Source organism: Xanthomonas sp. CFBP 8443, assembly GCF_025666195.1.
GTDB lineage: Bacteria > Pseudomonadota > Gammaproteobacteria > Xanthomonadales > Xanthomonadaceae > Xanthomonas_A.
This window is the reverse complement of sequence record NZ_CP102592.1, coordinates 3,200,433-3,220,526: the sequence shown is the minus strand read 5'-3', so window position 1 is coordinate 3,220,526 and position 20,094 is coordinate 3,200,433. Positions and strand designations below refer to the sequence as shown.

Genomic DNA, 20,094 nt, shown 5'->3' with positions numbered 1-20,094 from the left:
TGCGGGAGAGGGGTTGGGGTGAGGGTACGGCCGCGCCGGAGAGTTGCAGGTCTGGGGAGATCACGCTGTCGCCATCTCGCAGCCCTCTCGCAATGACGGATAGCGCGCGTGTTTGCCCGTACCCTCATCCGCCCTTCGGGCACCTTCTCCCGAGGGGAGAAGGGAGTTGTGCGACGCCTCCGCACCTGCAATGGCTCAGCCTGCCGTACAGCAACGACGCCATGATTTCCCTCTCCCTGCGGGAGAGGGGTAGGGGTGAGGGTACGGCGGTGCTGGGAAGTTGCAGATCTTGGGAGAACACGCTGTCGCCATCTCGCAGCCCTCTCGCAATGACGGATAGCGCGCGTGTTTGCCCGTACCCTCATCCGCCCTTCGGGCACCTTCCCCCAAGGGGAGAGGGACGTCGTCGGTCGCTGTGGCAGGCAAGATCGGATAGACGTGCCCCGCGGCGCGCGAGCCCATGCCGGCGCCCCTGAATGCCGCCATCGGCGGCATTCACACAATCTGGACTCGCCGGTACAGATACTTGTGTCGTCCGTACGCCACCGTCTGGTGGAGGGCCGGCGGGTGCGGTGCATGGCCGTGCCCTGTCAGGCACCTGCGGTGACGGTCCCTCCAATCCTCCCCCAGGAACCGCGACTTGAGCACCCACGACCCAGATCCCACGCAGACGCAACGGCAGGCGGCTTCGGACGATGGCCGGGCCGCGCCGGCCCAGGGCGATGGCACGCAGCCGGACAAGCCCTCGCCGCTGAAGAACCCCAAGGTGAAATGGACTCTGCTGCTGATCGGCCTGGTGGTCGTGGTCGGCCTGGTCGCATGGCTGGTCTATTACCTGACCACCGGCCGCTACCTGCAGGACACCAACAACGCCTACCTGCAGGCCGACTCGGTGGCGGTGGCGCCGCGGGTCAACGGCTACGTGACCGCGGTGTTCGTCGGCGACAACCAGACGGTCAAGGCCGGGCAGCCGCTGCTGCAGATCGACGAACGCACCTATCGCGCCACGCAGCAGCAGGCGCAGGCCGTGGTCGCGGTGCGCCAGGCCGACATCGCCGCCGCCGAGGCCGCCCTGCAGGCGCAGCGCGCGACGCTGCTGCAGGCGCGCACCCAGGTCACCGCGGCCGCCGCCAGCCTGCGCTTCGCCCAGGCCGAGGCCAGGCGTTTCGCGCCGCTGGCCGCGTCCGGCGCCGATACCCACGAGCACTACGAGAGCATCGTCCACGATCGCGATCGCGCCCAGGCCCAGTACGACGCGGCCAAGGCGCAGGTTGCCGCCGCCGAGAGCCAACTGCTGGGCGCGGGCGCGCAGCTCGACCAGGCCCGCGCCGGGCTGCAGCAGGCGCAGGCCGATGCCGACCAGGCGCAGGTGGCGATGGAGGACACCCGGCTGACCGCGCGCATCGACGGCCGCATCGGCGACAAGACCGTGCAGGTCGGCCAGTTCGTCGCCGCCGGCACCCGCTTGATGAGCGTGGTGCCGGTCGATGCGCTGTACCTGAGCGCCAATTTCAAGGAGACCCAGGTCGGGCTGATGCGGCCCGGGCAGCCGGCGCGGATCGAGGTCGATGCGCTGTCCGGGGTCGAACTGGATGGCGTGGTCGAGAGCATCGCGCCGGGCACCGGCTCGCAGTTCGCGTTGCTGCCGCCGGAGAACGCCACCGGCAACTTCACCAAGGTGGTGCAGCGGGTCCCGGTGCGGATCCGGCTCAAGGCCGGCGCGGAGGCGCGCAAGGTGCTGGTGCCGGGCATGTCGGTGACGGTCACGGTGGATACGCGTGCGGCCAAGGACGCCAAGCAGCGGGTCGAGCAGGAAGGCGAGCAGGGCGAGGGCCGGCCGTGAACGAGGCCGCCGCTGCCCCGGCGGCGGGCGCGGGCGCGCAGCAGAAGGCCGACGCCGGCGCGTGGCTGGCGGTGGCCGCCGGCACCATCGGCTCGTTCATGGCGACGCTGGACATCTCCATCGTCAACGCGGCGCTGCCGACCATCCAGGGCGAGGTCGGCGCCAGCGGCACCGAAGGCACCTGGATCTCCACCGCCTACCTGGTCGCCGAGATCGTGATGATCCCGCTGACCGGCTGGTTCGTGCGCACCCTGGGGCTGCGCAACTTCCTGCTGATCTGCGCGCTGCTGTTCACCTTCTTTTCGGTGGTGTGCGGCTTGTCCAGCAGCCTGAGCATGATGATTCTCGGCCGCGTCGGCCAGGGCTTCGCCGGTGGCGCGTTGATCCCCACCGCGTTGACCATCGTCGCCACGCGCCTGCCGCCGGCGCAGCAGACCATGGGCACGGCGCTGTTCGGCATGACCGTGATCCTGGGGCCGGTGATCGGGCCGCTGCTCGGCGGCTGGCTGACCGAGAACGTCAGCTGGCACTATGCGTTCTTCATCAACGTGCCGATCTGCGCCGGGCTGGTGGCGCTGCTGCTGCTCGGCCTGCCGCACGAGCGCATGAACCTGCGCGGGTTGCTCGACGCCGACTGGCTCGGCATCTTCGGCCTGACTGCCGGACTCGGCGCGCTGACCGTGGTGCTGGAGGAAGGCCAGCGCGAGCGCTGGTTCGAATCCTCGGAGATCGTGCTGCTGAGCGTGGTGTCGCTGGTCGGCTTCGTCGCCCTGGGCGCCTCGCAGTTCCTTAGCCGGCAACCGGTGATCCGCCTGTCGATCCTGCGGCAGCGCAGTTTCAGCGCGGTGTTCGTGATGGTGATGGCGGTGGGCATGATCCTGTTCGGGGTCATGTACATGATCCCGCAGTTCCTGGCCACGATCTCCGGCTACAACACCGAGCAGTCCGGCTACGTGGTGCTGCTGTCCGGCGTGCCGACGGTGCTGCTGATGCCGTTGATGCCGAAGATGCTGATGCGCGTGGACGTGCGCATGCTGGTGATCGGCGGGCTGAGCTGTTTCGCCGTCGCCTGCTTCGTCAACATGCGCCTCAGCGCCGAGTCGGTGGGCATGCATTTCGTGGCCGGCCAGCTGTTGCAGGGCTGCGGCCTGGCGCTGGCGATGATGTCGCTGAACCAGGCCGCGATCTCCTCGGTGCCGCCGGACCTGGCCGGCGACGCCTCCGGGCTGTTCAACGCCGCGCGCAACATGGGCGGCTCGATCGGCCTGGCGCTGATCTCCACCTTCCAGGAGCGGCGCATGGTGTTCCACACGCAGATGATCGGCAGCGGCACCAGCGCCAACTCGCCGCTGGCGCAGGACTATCTGCACGGCGTCGCCGCGCAGCTGCAGTCCAGCGCCGGCGCCGGCGCGGCGATGCAGTCGGTGGCGCAGCTGGCGCGGCTGGTGCAGCAGCAGGCGCTGGTGATGACCTACAACGACCTGTTCTGGATCTTCGGGGTGATCGTGGTGTGCACGATCCCGCTGGCGTTCCTGCTCAAACCGCTGCCCAAGGGCGGCGCTCCGCTCGCGATGCATTGAGGATTCCATGGCCCAGCGCTTTCCCCGTGTTCTCGTCCCTGCCGCGTTGCCGCTGCTGTTGTCGGCGTGCATGCTCGGCCCGGACTACGTGAAGCCGCCGCCGGTGGCCGCGGCGGCGCAGGCGCAGCCGCAGCTGCATCGCGCCGACGCGGTCGCCGCGGCCGCCGGCGTGGTGCCCGCGCCGCCGCCGCAGCGCTGGTGGGAGACGCTGCAGGATCCGCAGTTGAACCTGCTCGTCGAGCAGGCATTGCAGAACAGCCCGAACCTGCGCGCGGCGCAGGCCAAGCTGCGCGCCTCGCGCGCGCTGGTGCGGCAACGCCATGCCGAACAGCTGCCCAGCGTCGGCGCCAACGCCGCCTATCTCAACGCCAGGGCGCCGGATGCGCTGGCCGACGGTCTGGGATCGATCGCCGCCGGCAGCGGCCAGCAACTGGCGATCGACCCGCGCGCGGAGTTGTACAGCGTCGGCTTCGACGCCAGTTGGGAACTGGATTTCTTCGGCCGCCGCCGCCGCGCCAGCGAAGGCGCGCTGGCCGACGCGCAGGCCGACGAGGCTGAGCTGGCCGACACTCAGGTGCAGCTGGCCGCCGAAGTGGGCCAGGCTTACCTGGGCTATCGCGCGACCCGCGAGCGCATCGCCATCGCCCAGCGCAACCTAGAAGCGGCGCGGCAGACCGTGCAGTTGACCCGGCAGCGCCGCGAACGCGGCGCCGATGCCGACCTGCAGGTGGAGCGCGCGCAGGCGCAGCTGCAGCAGCAGGAAGCGGTGCTGCCGGACCTGCAGGCGCAGGCGAAGGAAGCGCTGGACCAGCTGGCGCTGATGATCGGCCGCGAACCGGGGGCGCTCGACGCCGCCCTGGCCGCGGACCGGCCGCTGCCGACGCTGCCGGCGGTGGTGCCGGTGGACGATGCCGGTTCGCTGATCCGCCGCCGCCCGGACGTGCGCCGCGCCGAGCGCCAGCTGGCGTCCTCGTCGGCGCAGATCGGGCAGGCGCTGAGCGCGTACTTCCCGCAGGTCACCCTGCTCGGCAACATCGGCATGGCCGCGACCTCGCCGGGCGATCTCGGCAGCGACGCGATCAACAGCGTGGTGGCGCCGTTCCTGCGCTGGTCGATCTTCGATTTCGGCGCGACCCGGGCCAAGGTCGAACAGGCCCGCGCCGGCAACGACGCGCGCCTGGCCGCCTACGAAGGCACCGTGCTGGCCGCGCTGCAGGACGCCAACAGCGCGCTGGCGCGGTTCGGCGCCGCGCGCCAGCAGGCGCTGGCCGCGGCCAAGGCCGAAGCCTCGGCGGACCGTTCCGCGGCGCTGCTGCAGCAGCGCTATGCGGCCGGCGCCTCGTCGCTGATCGATGCGCTGGACGTGCAGCGCCAGCAGGCCTCGGCGCAGGACAGCGCGGTGCAGGCGCGGACCCAGGTGCTGCTGCGCTACGTGGCACTGCAGAAGAGCCTGGGCCTGGGTTGGGCGCCGCCACCAGCGCCGCCGACGCAGTAGAAAAACGCCTGCGCCGCGTATCGCCGATGCGGCGGCCGCGGCTACACTGGGATCGGCCACGCGGTGTCCGGCGGCATCGGCGAACCTGCGCGGCGGTGTCTTCCACGGGGAGCAACAGATGGCGTTGAGCGAAGCGAACTCCGATCTTCCGCCGGCTGCGATTCCGGCCGCCGCGGCGCCACCGGCCAAGGGCAGCGGTTACCTGTCCATCGCCGGCCTGCGTAAGGAGTTCGACGGCTTCGTCGCGCTCGACGACGTCGACCTGGATATCCGCAAGGGCGAGATCTTCGCGCTGCTCGGCGGCTCCGGCAGCGGCAAGTCCACGCTGCTGCGCTGCCTGGGCGGGTTCGAACAGCCCAGCCGCGGCCGCATCGTGCTCGACGGCCAGCCGCTGGACGATCTGCCGCCGTACGAGCGCCCGCTCAACATGATGTTCCAGTCCTATGCGCTGTTCCCGCACATGACGGTGGAGCAGAACATCGCCTTCGGGCTGAAGCAGGACGGACTGTCGCGCGCGGCCATCGCCAAGCGCGTGGGCGAGATGCTGGAGCTGGTGCGGCTGGACAAGCTCGGCAAGCGCAAGCCGCACCAGCTCTCCGGCGGCCAGCAGCAGCGCGTGGCGCTGGCGCGCTCGCTGGCCAAGGGGCCCAAGCTGCTGCTGCTGGACGAGCCGATGGGCGCGCTGGACAAGAAGCTGCGCTCGCAGATGCAGCTGGAACTGGTCAACATCATCGAAACCTCCGGGGTGACCTGCGTGATGGTTACCCACGACCAGGAGGAGGCGATGACCATGGCCACCCGCATCGCGCTGATGGACGCCGGCTGGATCCAGCAGGTCGGCACCCCCGACGAGATCTACGAGCAGCCGGCCAACCGCTTCGCCGCCGAGTTCATCGGCTCGGTGAACCTGATCGACGCGGTCATCGACGAGGACCTGCCGGAGTACGTGACCCTGCGCACCGGCGCGTTTGCCGACAGCATCTACGTCGGCCACGGCATCACCGGCATCACCGGCCAGCCGGTGTCGTTCGCGGTGCGCCCGGAGAAGCTGGGCATCGGCAAGCAGGCGCCGGCGCAGGCGCACAACAAGGCGCAGGGCACGATCGAGGACATCGCCTACTTCGGCAGCCATTCGGTCTACCACGTGCGCCTGCCCAGCGGCTTCAAGCTGATGGCCAACTTCACCAACCAGCAGCGCTGGGCCAGCGACAACCTGACCTGGGGCGATGCGGTATGGGTGTGGTGGGGCGACAACGACGGCGTGGTGCTGACCGCATGAGCGCGCCCGCCGCCTCGGCCGCGCCTGCCGCGCCCCCCATGCCGCCGCGGCGCACGCTGCTGCAGCGCCTGCGGCGCCTGCCCGGCGCGCGCTGGGCGGTGATCGCCGCGCCGTACCTGTGGCTGCTGCTGTTCTTCGCGATCCCGTTCCTGATCGTGTTGCGCATCTCCTTCGCCGAGCAGGCGATCAGCAGCCCGCCGTACAGTGCGCTGCTGGACTACAGCGACGGCGTGCTGACGCTGAAGTTCACCCTGCAGAACTACCTGGCGCTGTTTCGCGACAGCCAATACATCGCCGCCTACTGGGGCTCGATCAAGATCGCCGGGATCTCGACCTTGTTGACCCTGCTGATCGGCTATCCGATGGCCTACGTGATCGCGCGCATGTCGCCGGCGTCGCGCAACATCGCGATGATGCTGGTGGTGCTGCCGTCGTGGACTTCGTTCCTGATCCGCGTCTATGCCTGGATCGGCATCCTCGACAGCAACGGGGTGCTCAACCGCACGCTGCTGGCGCTGGGGCTGATCGAGCAGCCGCTGCGGATCCTGTACACGCCTATCGCCGCCTACATCGGCATCGTCTACTGCTATCTGCCGTTCATGGTGTTGCCGCTGTACGCCACGCTGGTCAAGCAGGACCACCGCCTGCTGGAAGCCGCCTACGACCTGGGCGCGCGGCCGTGGAAGGCGTTCTTGACCATCACCCTGCCGATGTCGCGCCCGGGCATCGTCGCCGGCTGCATGCTGGTGATGATTCCGGCGGTGGGCGAGTTCGTGATCCCGGAAATGCTCGGCGGCCCGGACACGCTGATGATCGGCCGGGTGCTGTGGGGCGAGTTCTTCAACAACCGCGACTGGCCGGCGGCCTCGGCGGTGGCGATCGCGATGCTGGCGCTGCTGATGGTGCCGATCCTGATCTTCAACCGCTACCAGCAGCGCCAGCTCGAAGGCGGTCAGGCGTGAGCGGCGCGGGCGCGCTGCGCGGCGGGCGGGTGCTGCGCTGGACGGTGCTGACCGGCGGCTTCGCCTTCCTGTACCTGCCGATCCTGCTGTTGATGGTGTATTCGTTCAATTCCTCCAAGCTGGCCACGGTGTGGGCCGGGTTCTCGACCAAGTGGTACGGTGAACTGCTGCGCGACCGGCAGATCCTGCAGGCGGCGTGGATCAGCCTGAAGGTCGCGTTCTGGACCGCCACCGCGGCGATGGTGATCGGCACGCTGGCGGCGATGGTGATGACCCGCTTCCGCCGCTTCCCCAGCAAGAGCCTGTTCGGCGCGCTGGTGACCGCGCCGCTGGTGATGCCGGAGGTGATCATCGGCCTGTCGATCATGATGATGCTGGTGTCGATGGGCGGGCTGATCGGCATCCCGCCCAAGGGCGTGACCGCGATCTGGGCCGCGCACGTCACCTTCACCCTGTCCTTCGTCACCGTGGTGGTGTCCTCGCGCCTGCAGGAACTGGACCGCTCGCTGGAAGAGGCGGCGATGGACCTGGGCGCGAACCGGCTCAAGGTGTTCTTCCTGATCACCTTGCCGATCATCGCGCCGGCGCTGGTGTCCGGCTGGCTGCTGGCGTTCACCCTGTCGCTGGACGACGTGGTGATCGCCAATTTCGTCGCCGGCCCCAATTCGACCACGCTGCCGATGACCGTGTTCTCCTCGGTGCGGATGGGGCTGAAGCCGAAGATCAACGCATTGGCCACGCTGATGGTGCTGGCGGTGTCGCTCGCCGCGTTCGTTGGCTGGTGGCTGATGGCGCGCAGCGAGAAGCGCCGCCAGCGCGACATCCAACTGGCGTTGCAGCAGGGCGGGTAGCGGAATCCGCGCTTTTCTGTAGGAGCGGCTTCAGCCGCGACATGAGCGCCGGAACGAAGCCGGCTGCGGGAAAGTCCTGTCGCGGCTGAAGCCGCTCCTACAAAGGCCGCCGCCTCTGGCCGCCGCGGAACGCTGTGGTCCACCGCGACCGCGCCATCGCCACGCCACCGCAACCTTCGCGGCGCTAGGCTGAGCGCACTATTTCCAGGAGTCCGTCGCGATGCCTCACGACACCGTCAATCCCGCCACCGGCAAGGTCGACTATTCCCTCGAACTGATGGACGCCGCCGCCGTCGAGCAGCGCCTGGCCTTGGCCGCGCAGGCGTTCCCGGCATGGGCGGCGACGCCGCTGCAACAGCGCGGCGCGCTGCTGCAGAAAGTCGGTGCGCAGCTGCGCGCACGCCGCGAGGAGATCCAGCGGCTGATGACCGCGGAGATGGGCAAGCTGCGCAAGGAAGCGCTGGCCGAGATCGACAAGTGCGCCGACGCCTGCGATTACTATGCCGAACATGCCGCGGACTACCTGCGCGACGTGCAGGTGGCCACCGATGCGCAGCGCAGCTACGTGCGCTACGAGCCGCTGGGCTGCGTGCTGGCGGTGATGCCGTGGAATTTCCCGATCTGGCAGGTATTCCGCTTCCTGGCGCCGGCGCTGATGGCCGGCAACGTGGCGTTGCTCAAGCACGCCAGCAACGTGCCGCGCTGCGCCGATGCGATCCAGGCGGCGCTGGCCGCCGCCGGCGTGCCGGCCGGCGTGTTCGACGTGCTGCACATCGACAACGACCAGGCCGCCGAGGTGCTGCGCGACCCGCGCATCGCCGCGGTGACGCTGACCGGCAGCGAGCGCGCCGGCCGCTCGATCGCCGCCAACGCCGGCGGGCAGCTGAAGAAGTGCGTGATGGAACTCGGCGGCAGCGATGCCTTCGTGGTGCTGGACGACGCCGACCTGGACACGACCGTGGCCGCGGCGGTGAAGTCGCGCTTCGACAATGCCGGGCAGACCTGCATCGCGGCCAAGCGCTTCGTAGTGGTGGACGCCATCGCCGACGAATTCGTGCGCCGTTTCGTCGCCGCCGCCGCCGAGCGCCGGCTCGGCGATCCACAGGACGAGGCGACCACGCTGGCGCCGCTGGCGCGGCAGGACCTGCGCGACGAACTGCACAAGCAGGTGCAGGCCAGCCTCGCCAAGGGCGCCACGGCGCTGCTCGGCGGCGCGCCGGATACCAGCACCCACGCCGGCTACCCGGCCACGATCCTGGACAACGTCGCGCCGGGCATGCCCGCCTACGACGAGGAACTGTTCGGCCCGGTCGCCGCGATCCTGCGCGTGGCCGACGAAGAAGAGGCGGTGCGCGTGGCCAACGACACCAGCTTCGGCCTGGGCGGCAGCGTGTGGAGCGCCGACCGCGATCGCGGCGAACGCGTCGCCCGTCAGCTGCAGTGCGGCGCCGCCTTCGTCAACGCCATCGTCAAGAGCGACGTGCGCCTGCCGTTCGGCGGCATCAAGCGCTCCGGCTTCGGCCGCGAACTGGCCGAGCACGGGATCCATGAGTTCATGAATATCAAGTCGGTGTATGTGGGGTGAGGCCGGGACCGGGGACCGGGGACCTGGGACCCGGAACGGCAAAAGCAAAGGCAAAAGCAGGTGGCTACCGCGTTACGCGCAGAGTTTCAGCCATCGCAAATCCCGCTTTTCCGGGTCCCCGGTCCCCGGTCCCCGGTCCCGGCCTCACAGCCACCGCGCCCGCTTGAACGCCAGATACATTCCCACGCAGACCACGGCCACGCCGCCGATCATCAGCGGGTAGGCCCAGGGCCATTCCAGTTCCGGCATCAGCTTGAAATTCATGCCGTACCAGCTGGTGATCAGGGTCGGGGCGGCGAGCAGGGCGGCCCAGGCGCCGAGGCGCTTGACCGTCTCGCCCTGGGCCAGGGTCACCAGCGACAGGTTCACGCTCAGCGCGGTGCCGAGCATCTCGCGCAAGGTGTCGATGGCCTCGTTGGTGCGCACCGCGTGGTCTAGCACGTCGCGCAGGTACAGCCGCACTTCGTCGGGAATCAGCGGCCCGGGATTGCGCTTGAGGTGCGAGAGCACGTCCTGCAGCGGCGCCACGCCCAGACGCATCTGGTTGAGCTCGCGCTTGAGTTCGTACAGGCGGATCGCGGTGTCGCGCCGGTAGGCCTCGGCGAAGATGTCCTTCTCCAGGCGCTCCAGGCTCTGCCGGAATTCGTCCAGGATCGGCTGGTAGTTGTCGACGATGTAGTCCAGCACCGCGTACAGCGCGTAGGACGGCCCGAGCTGCATCAGCGCCTTCTCGCGTTCCAGCCGCTCGCGCACCGGCGCGTACGGCAGCGAGGCGCCGTGGCGCACGGTCAGCAGGAAGCGCGCGCCGAGGAAGGCGTGGGTCTCGCCGTAGACGATGCGCTCGTCGATCACCTGCGCGGTGTGCACCGCCAGAAACAACGAATTGCCGTAGGCCTCGACCTTGGGCCGCTGGTGCGCCATGCGCGTGTCTTCGATCGCCAGGTCGTGCAGCTGGAATTCTTCCTGCAGCTTCTGCAGCACGTCGTCGCCGGGCTCGTACATGCCGACCCAGACGAAGCCGTCGTCTTCGGCCAGCACGTCGCTGATCCGCTCCAGGGCGATGTCGTGGCGGCGGCCGTGGCCGTCGTAGTGCACGCAGTTGATGACGCAGGCGGGGTTTTCGGGGACAGAGGCCATGGGCGGGAATCGTGCGCGGGCGGGATCAGCGCTGCAAGCGGCGCCGCGTGAACGCCCAGGCCAGTGCCGCATGCACCGGCAGCAGCAGGGCGATCCACTGCAGGTTGAACTGCGGCTGCAGCATCGACAGCCAGTGGATCAACAGCGCCGCGCCGGCCAGCGCGACCACCGTCCACAGCAGCACGCCGAACCAGCGCCCGGGCTGGCGCCCGCGCAGCAGCGTCACCGCGCCGGCCAGCAGCGGCAGGCACAGCGGGTCGAGCAGCAGCAGGTTGCGATTGGCCCAGGCCGCGCGGTGGTCGCTGAAGCCCCACAGATACAGCAGCACGCCGCCGCCGAGCGCGCACAGCAGCCAGAACGGCAGGGCAAGCGCCGCCAGCCGGCGCGGCCGCCGCGCCAGCGCGAGCACGCCGGCGGCGACCAGCAGCCCGGCCAGCAGCCACGGCCACCAGTGCCGCAGTCGTTCCTTCGGTTCCGGCGCCAGCCGCTGCGGCAACACCTGCTGGCGCGCCTGCACCAGCGGGCGCCCGGCGCGGTTGCGCACTTCGCCCAGGCTCTCGGCCAGGCGCATCGGCACGAACGCCTCTTCCCAGCGCGACAGCGGCTTGTCCGCGAACGGGCCCAGGCCCAGGTCGAAGCCCAGCCACATCCACGGCGCCGGCGAGGCAAGGCGCACCGATTCGCTGCGGTAGGTGTTGCCGCGCGAACGCCCGGACAGCTGCGCGTGCAGCGCGCCGTCCAGCGCCCGGTCCAGCGCGTCGCGGACCATGGTGGCGCAGTTGGCGGTGTAGTAGTCGTAGCGGTAGCGCGCGTTCTCCGGACGCGCGCGCCAGGTCAGCGCGGCCTGCAGCGCGCGCGCCTGCGCCGGTTCCATGTCCAGCCACTGGATGTCCACGCCGCGGCCGGCGTCGCGGTACTGCGCCAGGTCCTCCTGCAGCGGCAGGGCGACCAGGTAATACATCATGTCGCCGGCGGCGAAGCGGCTGACGAAGTCCGGTTCGCTGGGGTCGAAGAAGCCGAAGTTGTACGAGGTCGCCTGGCCGCTGCGCGGGTCCACCACCACGATCGCGTCGTGGCCGAAGCGTTCGAAGAACACCTCGCCCGGCTGCATCGTGGCCACGCCGATGCGCGGCGCCGGCGCATCGGCGTCCGCGTCGGGCGCAGCGGCGACCGGCGCCGTGGCGGGCGCCAGCGCCGGCGGCGCGGCCAGATCGGTGCCGGCCTGCGCGAACGCCAGCGCCGCGCAGCAGGCCAGCAGCGTGCCCAGCAGCCAGTGCGGCCAGCCGCGTGCCGGCAGGCGCTGCGAACGAGAGGGGATCAAGCGTCTTCCTGCGGGCCGGGCGGCAGGATGGTGACGTGGAACGCCTGCACCCGGCGCGCGTCGGCGCGGGCCACGCGGAACGCGAAGCGCCCCAGGGTCAGTTCCTCGCCGGTTTCCGGCAGATGGCCGATGGCCTCGGTGACCAGGCCGCCGACGGTGTCGTAGTCGTCGTCGGGGAAGTCGGCGCCGAAGCGCTCGTTGAAATCCTCGATCGGGGTCAGCGCGTCGACCACGTACTGGCCGTCGGCCTGCGCGGCGATCAGCGAGGCCTCGTCCTCGGCGTCGTCGTGCTCGTCGTCGATCTCGCCGACGATCTGCTCCAGCACGTCCTCGATGGTGACCAGCCCGGCGACACCGCCGTACTCGTCGACCACGATCGCCATGTGGTTGCGCGAGAGCCGGAACTCCTTGAGCAGCACGTTGAGCTTCTTCGACTCGGGGATCAGCACCGCCGGGCGCAGCAGTTCGCGCACCGTGCCGGGGCCGTGGTCGGCGACCACGCCGCGCAGCAGGTCCTTGGCCAGCAGGATGCCGAGGATGTCGTCCTTGTTCTCGCCGTGCACCGGGAAGCGCGAATGGCCGGATTCGACCACCTGCTTCATCAGGTCGAGGAAGCGCGCTTCGGCGGACAGGGAGACCATCTGCGAGCGCGAGACCATCACGTCGCCGACGGTGAGTTCGGACACCGACAGCGCGCCTTCCATCATGCGCAGCGTATCGGCGGCGATCAGCCCGTCGTGCTGGGCGTCGCGCAGCACCTCGACCAGGTCGTCGCGGGTGTGCGGGTCGCCGGAGAAGACCGAGCTCAGGCGTTCCAGCCAGCCGCGGCGTTTTTCGTGGGTTTCCGGAGGGGAGCTACTAGAGTCGTCTTCTGACATGTTCTGTGGATACGGCACCCGGTCTGCCGGGCGATGTGCGCAAGTCTAGCAGGGCCAATGGGACAGAGCCGCGACGCCGGCGGCGGTCGTCGCGGCGTCCATGGGGACGCTCAGCCGCCGGTGGCGGGCGTGTGCAGCGGGTCCGGCGCGGGCGCGGCGTTAGGGTCCTCGGGCAGGTCCAGGCTGTAGCTGCAGCCGGCCAGGGTCTTGCCCGGATGCGACTTCACCGTGGACAGGCTGAGGATGATCGATTCGATCATCGGCTCGCCGGTCTTCGGATCGGTCACGTCGCGGCTGACCACTTCGCGGCCGAACATCGCCTTTTCCGGAGTATCCACCGCCGCTTCCAGCTGCAATTGCGTGGCCAGCGGGCGCGGATCGGCCAGGTCCAGGATCGCCATCACGCTGGCGCCGGCCACCGCGATGCGCGTGGTGCTGTGGCCGAACACCTGGATCGGCCGCACCAGCTCGTACTCGCTCATGAACAGGTTGGATTGCGGCAGCGGCCGCCAGCCCTGCGCCACGGCCTTCAACGGATCAGCCAGCAGCGGCCCCAGCGCGGCGAAGTCGGCCACGCGCTGGCGGCATTCCAGCAGCGCCGGCAGGTCGATCGTGGGCGTGGGTGCGGGCGCAGGTGCGGCGGCCGCGGGAAGCGCGGACACGAGCGCGAGCAGAACGAGCGATGGATGGATCAACGCGTTGGACCTCGGGCCGGGGAACGGGGCAGGGCGGCACAGCGGCCGCGCGGCAACGTTAACGTCCGCGCCGGCACTTGACCAGCGCACCCGATCCAGCGGATGGGCCGCGGCAGCTCTGCATAGATACGCGGATGTCGAGCCGATGCAGGGCCAGCCGCAGCTGGACGCACTATTCGCCAGCGACGACCCGCAGGTGGCGGTATCGAGGCGAGCACAGCATGGCCGCCGGCGCGCCACGGCGGCTCATCCGCCACGCGCGGGCGTGTCGTCCTCGCTTTGGCGATGACCCTGCCATGCATCGGTATGCACGGCGTGGCGACCTGGAAGGAGGCTATGCCTCAGCCAGCGCCAGGCGCTGGTCAGCGTCAGCAGCGCGGCAACGAAAAAGAGTGCGGAACCTGCGCCGAACACGAGATGGACATCGATCTGCTGTCCGAGCTGACGGCAGCTCAACCAGGCGCCGAGCGACAGCGGGAACAGCAGCGCGACCCGCCCGGCGCGGGCGCCGACGCGTACCCGGCCGCTGTCGGCATCCCGGTGCCGGCGCAGGTACCACCAGCGCCACGCGCCGGGTGTGGTGGCCAGCACCAGCAACGCCAGCGCGCCCAGCCAGGGCAGCAGTTCCTCGGCCAGGCTGCCGCTGCCCGCGAACAGGGGCGCGGGACGGATCAGCGCCAGATACGCATAGCCGGCTAGGCCGGCAGCCCACAGCGCGGCGGCGACGCCGTGCAGGCGTGCCATCCCGGTGCGCGGGCCGGCGTGGGCGGTTGGTGCTGGTGCCTGCATCCGTGTATCTCCCGGTCCAAAAAAGCCCGCCGTGCGGCAGGGATCAGCCTTCCGCGGCGTAGGGATCGTCCACGCCCAGGTCGGCCAGGATCTCGCGCTCCAGTTGCTCCATCGCGTCGGCCTCCTTGTCGTCCTCGTGGTCCCAGCCGAGCAGGTGCAGCACGCCGTGCACGGTCAGGTGCGCATAGTGGGCGTTGAGCGCCTTGCCCTGTTCGGCGGCTTCGCGCGCCACCACCGGCGCGCAGATCACCAGGTCGCCGAGCAGCGGCAGCTTGACTCCCTTGGGCAGGCCTTCGGGCAGCTCGGCCGGGAAGCTGAGCACGTTGGTGGCGTAGTCCTTGCCGCGGTAGTGGTGGTTCAGCGAACGGCCTTCCTTGGCGTCGACCAGGCGGATCGCCAGGTCGGCTTCGCGGATGCGGCCCTTCAGCGCCGCGGCGACCCATTTGCGGAAGCTCGCCGCCGCCGGCAAGCCGGCGCGGGGCAGGGCGTAGCTGACGCCGACATCGAGGCGGACCGGACCTTTGGTCATGGCGATACGGCAGTTCGCAGCGGACAGGAGCCGACAGTATCGCGCGTGCGGCGCTTCACCGCGACGTCCAGTCGTCGGCGGCGTAGACGATCTCGACCATGTCGGCTGTGCCGGCGTCGCGATCGACGCCGGCATCCTTGGCCGAGCGATGGCAGTTGAAGCCCTGGTGGGTCCTGGTTTGGCGCACCAGCGCCACGGCGCCCTGCTCGGGCGTGGCGTCGGGGTCGAGATAGATCGTCGCGTCAGCGCATCCGCCGACGTTGGCCACCTGGATGGCCGGGACCAGCGTGCGCGCGACCCGGTCGGCGAGGGCGTCGAAGGCGTCCTGCGCCATGCTGGACTGCGCGGCGGACACGCGCACCTTGAAGTAGTACAGCTGTTTGTAGAACAGGTAGCCGCTGGACCGCAGCGGCATGCCGGTGGACGACAGCTGCATGCTGAGCCGCAGTCTTTCCCCTGTCGTCCGCTCGGTTTCGGCGATGGCCGCCAGCACCGCGGCATCGATGTCGTTGGCGGGCTCGGGAGCCGGATCGGTGCTGCCGCCCAGCACGAACGGTGCATGGTCCAGTTCGTCCAGACGTGAATAGGTGCCCTGCGTCACTGCCGACGCCAGGTCGCGACGAAACGCGACCAGACCATCATCGAGCGCCGTGGCCGGATCCAGCCGCCCGGCCGGATAGACGAAGACATCGATCACTAGGTCCGGCTGGTCCGCCATCGCGTAGTGGAAGCCGACGCCCGCAAGTTTGGCGGCCGGATCGTACTTGCTGCGGGTGAGCGAGAGCCCGTCCACCGCTTTCGGCGCGATCACATAGCTGCTTTCGACGTAGGCGCGCGCTGGGGCGGGCGGTTGCTTCGGTTTGGCGGACGCTGCACCGGACACCATGACCAGCAGACAGGCAGACAACAGCGCGCAACAACGGAACATGGCACTTCCCCAAGTGCGGAACGTGGCGACAGTGTAGGTGAGCGCGCGCTCAGGTCCGAGCGGGGCGCAGGGCTGGCCGGCGTCGGTGCTGGGCGGCAGGATCAGGTGACGCACTCGATCAGCATCAGCAGCGGCGGTCCGCCGGCAGCCACGCGGTAGGCGGCGTGGCCCATCGGCCCGTGCCGGCACTGCGGGTTGCTGCGCCTGACTTCGATCGCGGCGGCCAGGCCTGGCGGTGCGGTGGTCCACACCGCGGCGCGTCCGCTTTCCAGCAGGCGTCCGACCAGGTACATGCCGTCGGCAGGCACCTGCCTGCGGTCGACGAGGGTGCAGCCGAACCGGTCGCGTTGGTCGCTGGCGATGGCCAGCAACGTCTGCGCGCGCCCGCCTGCGATCCAGGCCTGTCGCTGCGTTTCGTCTTCCGGTGCGGTGGCCGAGGCGCGTCGGCCCTGGACGGCGCGCATGAGTTCGTTGCCCGGCAGGCTGATGGTCGCCTGTTCGACCGCGATCGACAGGCACGGCGGCGCCATGCTCTGGGCGATGGCGATACGCCGCGGCGTTTCCGGGTCCGCGCTGGAGATCTGGGCCTGACCGACGTCGCTGCAGGCCGCGCCGAGCAGGGCGGCCAGCGCGACGTCCGGCCAGCGCGGCGTCACGCCGCCGGGCCGGTCAGCTTGTCGGTGAGATCGCGCTTTTCGTAGGCGTTGACGATGCGCGCCACCAGCGGATGGCGCACCACGTCGCGCGCCTCGAAGAAGGTGAAGCTGACGCCCTCGACTTCGTGCAGCACCTCGATCGCATCGCGCAGGCCGGACTTGACGTGCTTGGGCAGGTCGATCTGGGTCAGGTCGCCGGTGACCACCGCGGTGGAGCCGAAGCCGAGCCGGGTCAGGAACATCTTCATCTGCTCGATGGTGGTGTTCTGCGCCTCGTCCAGGATCACGTAGGCATCGTTGAGCGTGCGGCCGCGCATGTAGGCCAGCGGCGCGATCTCGATGACGTTCTTCTCCAGCAGCTTGACCACTTTTTCCACGCCGAGCATCTCGTACAGCGCGTCGTACAGCGGACGCAGGTAGGGGTCGACCTTCTGGCTCAGGTCGCCCGGCAGGAAGCCGAGCTTCTCGCCGGCTTCCACCGCCGGGCGCACCAGGATCAGGCGCTGCACGCGCGATTCGTTCAGCGCCTCGACCGCGCTGGCCACCGCCAGGAAGGTCTTGCCGGTGCCGGCCGGGCCGATGCCGAAGTTGATGTCGTGGGTGGTGATCTGGTGCAGGTACTTGGCCTGGTTGGCGCCGCGGCCGCGCACGGTGCCGCGCTTGACCTTGATCGCCACTTCCTGCGGTTCGTAGGCGCGCTGCGCGACGCGGTCGACATTGGCCTGGTTCAGCCGCAGGTGGATGGCCTGGTCGTCGAATACGACGCTGTCGGCCTCGGCGTACAGCGCCTGCAGCAAGGTCTCCGCGGCGGCGACCGCGGTGGCCGGGCCAGTGACCCGGTACACGTTGCCGCGGTTGGAGATCTCCACGCCCAGGCGCAGTTCGATCTGGCGCAGGTGCGCGTCGAACGGCCCGGCCAGGTTGGCCAGGCGTTCGGTGTCGGCGGGTTCCAGGGTGAAATCGCGTTGTGCGGGGATGGTCATCGAGGTTCGTCCGCGGCGCGCAATGCGACGCCAGCGTCGTTGGATAGGGACGCAGAGCGTAGCGCGCGTGGCTGTGAAGGAACAGGCGACGCGCGCTGCGTCGCAACGTCGCCGTGCCGTCCGGCAGGAAAAACAATGCGATCGCGGCGGTCGCGAATACGGCAGCGCGCCGCACGCCAAGCGTGGCGGTGCAGCGGAAAGATGCGCCGCCGCGGCCTGCGCGCAGGCGCTTGCGTCAGCGGCCGGCGACCGGCGCTGGACCCGGCGACAGGTTGCCTGCGAACAACCACTCTCCCGGACACGGATCCGGGTCGGCGGGATCGTCGGGGTCGGCCAGCGTGTCCAGCGCCAGTCCGGCCGGCAACAGTGTCGCCGGCAACGCGGCGCGGCTGCATCCCCAGCGGAACGGCTCGCCGCTCCAGCGCAGCCAGCGCCGCAGCCAGGGGCGCGCGTGCAGGAAATTCGCGTGGCCGTCGCCGCGCGTCTGCATCGTGGTGGCGATGCAGCGCGCCCGCCGCAGCAACCCGGCCAGCCCATGCAGCAGCCGGATCGCCGCCGGCGCGGGCAGATACATCAGGACGCCCTCGGCGATCACCAGCGTGGGCGCGTCGGGGTCGAACTGCGCGGCGTCGGCGAGCGAAGCCGGTAGCGACGCCTGCGCCAGATCCAGCACCACGAAGTGCAGGCGCGGTTGCTCGATCCCCAGCGACGCCAGCGCGCGCTGTTTGATCGCGATCCCATGCGCCAGATCGACTTCGTAGACACGCAGGTGCGGGATGCGGTCCGCCAGTTCCGCACCCAGCGCATCGAACCCGGCGCCGAGAATCACCACCTGCCGCATTCCGTCGGCGCAGGCACGTTCGGCCCAGGCGCGGATCCGACGCTTGCGCCATGCGTAGTGCGCACCGATCCCTGGCAGCAGCGCGTACTCGAGCCAGCGCAGCACGCAACGCCCCAGCCGCGTGCCGGTCGCACGCAGCAGGGCGTTGCCGGCGCCGCCGCCGTGCTGCAGGCAGGCCGCGGCCACGCGTGCGTTCCATGCCGACGCCGGCGCGCCAGCGCGCGCCTGCAGCACGGCCGCCGCCGCGAGCACCTGTGCGGTGGACAGCCGCGGCATGTCAGCGGCGCGCCGCAGCAATGTGGCGGTACCAATCGCTGCGCCACAGCCCGCGCGGATCGAATTCGCGCTGGGCGGCGAGGAATGCGTCGATGCGCGGATGCGCGGCCTGCAGCTGCGCGGCCGTGGCCCAGCGATGGTAGGTCAGGTAGTAGCTGCCGCCGAAGTGCAGCGCATCGTCGATCAGTGCGCGGAACGCGTCGGCGGCCTGCGCGAGGCCCGCCGGGTCGTGCGCCACGTGCAGGTTGAAGACGATGCAGGCCCAGTTCTCGCGTGCCCAGCACAGCACGCTGGTGGGGTCGGGTTCGATCAGGCGCACCGTGCCGTAGACCGGGTGCGCGGCGCAGCGGCGCAGGCTGTCCGCGGCGCGGGCCATGAACCCGGGCAGGCATGCGCGCGGCACATAGAGTTCGGTGATCATGTCCGAGCCGCGATGGCCCAGGCTGCGATCCACCGCCGCGTGGTAGTCGTCGAGATAGACGCCGCTTTGCTGGGTATCGCAGTGATAGTGCTGGCCGTCGGTGGCCAGGTAGAAATTGGCGTATTCGTCGAACGCGCGCGAGGGCGCGGTATGCGCCAGCCCCAGCAGCCGGGCGAAATCGTCGGCCTGCAGCTGCACGGGTGCGGCGACCGCCGCGGCCGGCGCCGGGTAGTAGCACGACAGCACGCCCAGATCGAGGAAGTCGGCGCTGGCCGGATCGATCGCGAACTGGAAATCGCCGTAGCACGCGCCATCGGCGATCGCCTGCGCGAACGCCTGCGGCAGGCCGCCCACCCGCTGCAGGCGCACGCGCCGCTGCAGCACCCGGCGCGGCGTCAGCCGCAGGGTGAGTCGCACGACCAGGCCGAACAGCCCATAGCCGCCGGCGGCCAAGGCGAACAGCTGCGGTTGCGCGTGGCGGCTGGCATGCACCAGGCGGCCGGACGCGTCGATCAGCGTCACCGCTTCGACGTCCTCGACGAACGGCGCATAGCGCAGCCCGCGGCCGTGCACGTTCGCGGCGAAGGCGCCGCCGAGGCTGAAGTCGTCGGCGCCGGTCTGCTTCTGCCGAATGGTCCAGCCGCGTGCGTTGCCGGGATGCTGGCGCAGCCACGCCAGCAGCGCCGGCCAGCGGATGCCGGCTTCGACGGTCAACAACCCGCGCTCGGCATCGAATGCGAGCACCCGGTCCAGCGCCGAGGTGTCCAGCACGCAGCCGTGCGTCAGGAACTGCTGGCCGCCCATGGCGTGGCGGGCGCCGGCGGCGATGAGGCTGCGGCCGGCGTGGGCGCAGGCACGCACCATCGCCACCGCCTCCGCTTGCGTGGCCGGAGCCAGCAGGCGCACGGGTGTGGCGTTGAGCCGCGAATGCACGTCGTTGAGCAGTCGTTCGCCGCGTTGGGCGTGGCGCAGGAGTGAGGACGATGACATGGGCTGGAGGCGAATGAGGAGGCCGGGCGAACGTGGCAGCGGGTATTGCCAGGCG

18 protein-coding genes are annotated in these 20,094 nt (G+C 70.1%); 7 read left to right on the top strand and 11 right to left on the bottom strand.

Going from position 1 to position 20,094, the window contains the following annotated elements:
• Positions 1-640 precede the first annotated feature (640 nt).
• From NUG20_RS13450 to NUG20_RS13420, 7 genes are all read left to right on the top strand, one after another.
• A complete protein-coding gene (locus NUG20_RS13450) occupies positions 641-1,843 on the top strand; it encodes an HlyD family secretion protein (RefSeq protein WP_263394965.1) in 1,203 nt (400 codons plus the stop codon).
• A complete protein-coding gene (locus tag NUG20_RS13445) occupies positions 1,840-3,423 on the top strand; it encodes a DHA2 family efflux MFS transporter permease subunit (RefSeq protein WP_263394964.1) in 1,584 nt (527 codons plus the stop codon). Before NUG20_RS13450 ends, NUG20_RS13445 begins: the two co-directional genes overlap by 4 nt.
• A gap of 7 nt (positions 3,424-3,430) precedes the next feature.
• Positions 3,431-4,918, top strand: a complete 1,488-nt coding sequence (locus NUG20_RS13440) for an efflux transporter outer membrane subunit (RefSeq protein ID WP_263394963.1) — start codon at positions 3,431-3,433, stop codon at positions 4,916-4,918.
• Positions 4,919-5,036: 118 nt separating this feature from the next.
• Positions 5,037-6,197: an ABC transporter ATP-binding protein gene (gene potA / locus NUG20_RS13435; protein ID WP_263394962.1), complete on the top strand. Its 1,161-nt coding sequence runs from the start codon at positions 5,037-5,039 to the stop codon at positions 6,195-6,197.
• Entirely contained in the window at positions 6,194-7,159 is a 966-nt protein-coding gene (locus tag NUG20_RS13430) for an ABC transporter permease subunit (protein ID WP_263394961.1), read from the top strand. The genes potA and NUG20_RS13430 overlap by 4 nt, the downstream gene beginning before the upstream one ends.
• Positions 7,156-8,010, top strand: a complete 855-nt coding sequence (locus NUG20_RS13425) for an ABC transporter permease subunit (protein WP_263394960.1) — start codon at positions 7,156-7,158, stop codon at positions 8,008-8,010. The genes NUG20_RS13430 and NUG20_RS13425 overlap by 4 nt, the downstream gene beginning before the upstream one ends.
• A 220-nt stretch (positions 8,011-8,230) precedes the next feature.
• A complete protein-coding gene (locus tag NUG20_RS13420; protein ID WP_263394959.1) occupies positions 8,231-9,595 on the top strand; it encodes an NAD-dependent succinate-semialdehyde dehydrogenase in 1,365 nt (454 codons plus the stop codon).
• A gap of 144 nt (positions 9,596-9,739) precedes the next feature.
• On the opposite strand, the gene corA is transcribed toward NUG20_RS13420, so the two are convergent.
• From corA to NUG20_RS13365, 11 genes are all read right to left on the bottom strand, one after another.
• On the bottom strand, positions 9,740-10,732 hold the full coding sequence (gene corA / locus NUG20_RS13415) for a magnesium/cobalt transporter CorA (protein ID WP_263394958.1): 993 nt from the start codon (positions 10,730-10,732) through the stop codon (positions 9,740-9,742).
• Positions 10,733-10,757: 25 nt separating this feature from the next.
• Positions 10,758-11,924, bottom strand: a complete 1,167-nt coding sequence (locus NUG20_RS13410; protein WP_263398481.1) for a lipoprotein N-acyltransferase Lnb domain-containing protein — start codon at positions 11,922-11,924, stop codon at positions 10,758-10,760.
• A gap of 125 nt (positions 11,925-12,049) precedes the next feature.
• Complete coding sequence (locus tag NUG20_RS13405; protein WP_263394957.1) at positions 12,050-12,931, bottom strand: CorC family transporter; 882 nt, start codon at positions 12,929-12,931, stop codon at positions 12,050-12,052.
• A 110-nt stretch (positions 12,932-13,041) separates the two neighbouring features.
• Entirely contained in the window at positions 13,042-13,593 is a 552-nt protein-coding gene (locus tag NUG20_RS13400) for a hypothetical protein (protein ID WP_263394956.1), read from the bottom strand.
• Positions 13,594-13,872: 279 nt separating this feature from the next.
• Positions 13,873-14,370, bottom strand: coding sequence for a hypothetical protein (locus tag NUG20_RS13395; protein ID WP_263394955.1), 498 nt, complete (start codon positions 14,368-14,370; stop codon positions 13,873-13,875).
• Positions 14,371-14,458: 88 nt separating this feature from the next.
• The gene (ybeY, locus tag NUG20_RS13390; protein ID WP_263394954.1) at positions 14,459-14,944 is read right to left on the bottom strand and encodes an rRNA maturation RNase YbeY; all 486 of its coding nucleotides are present in this window, start codon (positions 14,942-14,944) and stop codon (positions 14,459-14,461) included.
• A gap of 55 nt (positions 14,945-14,999) precedes the next feature.
• Positions 15,000-15,986, bottom strand: coding sequence for a hypothetical protein (locus NUG20_RS13385; protein ID WP_263394953.1), 987 nt, complete (start codon positions 15,984-15,986; stop codon positions 15,000-15,002).
• The gene (locus NUG20_RS13380) at positions 15,974-16,528 is read right to left on the bottom strand and encodes a hypothetical protein (protein ID WP_263394952.1); all 555 of its coding nucleotides are present in this window, start codon (positions 16,526-16,528) and stop codon (positions 15,974-15,976) included. Before NUG20_RS13380 ends, NUG20_RS13385 begins: the two co-directional genes overlap by 13 nt.
• Positions 16,525-17,511, bottom strand: a complete 987-nt coding sequence (locus tag NUG20_RS13375; RefSeq protein ID WP_263394951.1) for a PhoH family protein — start codon at positions 17,509-17,511, stop codon at positions 16,525-16,527. Before NUG20_RS13375 ends, NUG20_RS13380 begins: the two co-directional genes overlap by 4 nt.
• A 235-nt stretch (positions 17,512-17,746) precedes the next feature.
• A complete protein-coding gene (locus NUG20_RS13370) occupies positions 17,747-18,628 on the bottom strand; it encodes a class I SAM-dependent methyltransferase (protein WP_263394950.1) in 882 nt (293 codons plus the stop codon).
• Position 18,629: 1 nt separating this feature from the next.
• The gene (locus tag NUG20_RS13365; RefSeq protein WP_263394949.1) at positions 18,630-20,039 is read right to left on the bottom strand and encodes an FAD-binding oxidoreductase; all 1,410 of its coding nucleotides are present in this window, start codon (positions 20,037-20,039) and stop codon (positions 18,630-18,632) included.
• Between the last annotated feature and the right edge of the window lie 55 nt (positions 20,040-20,094).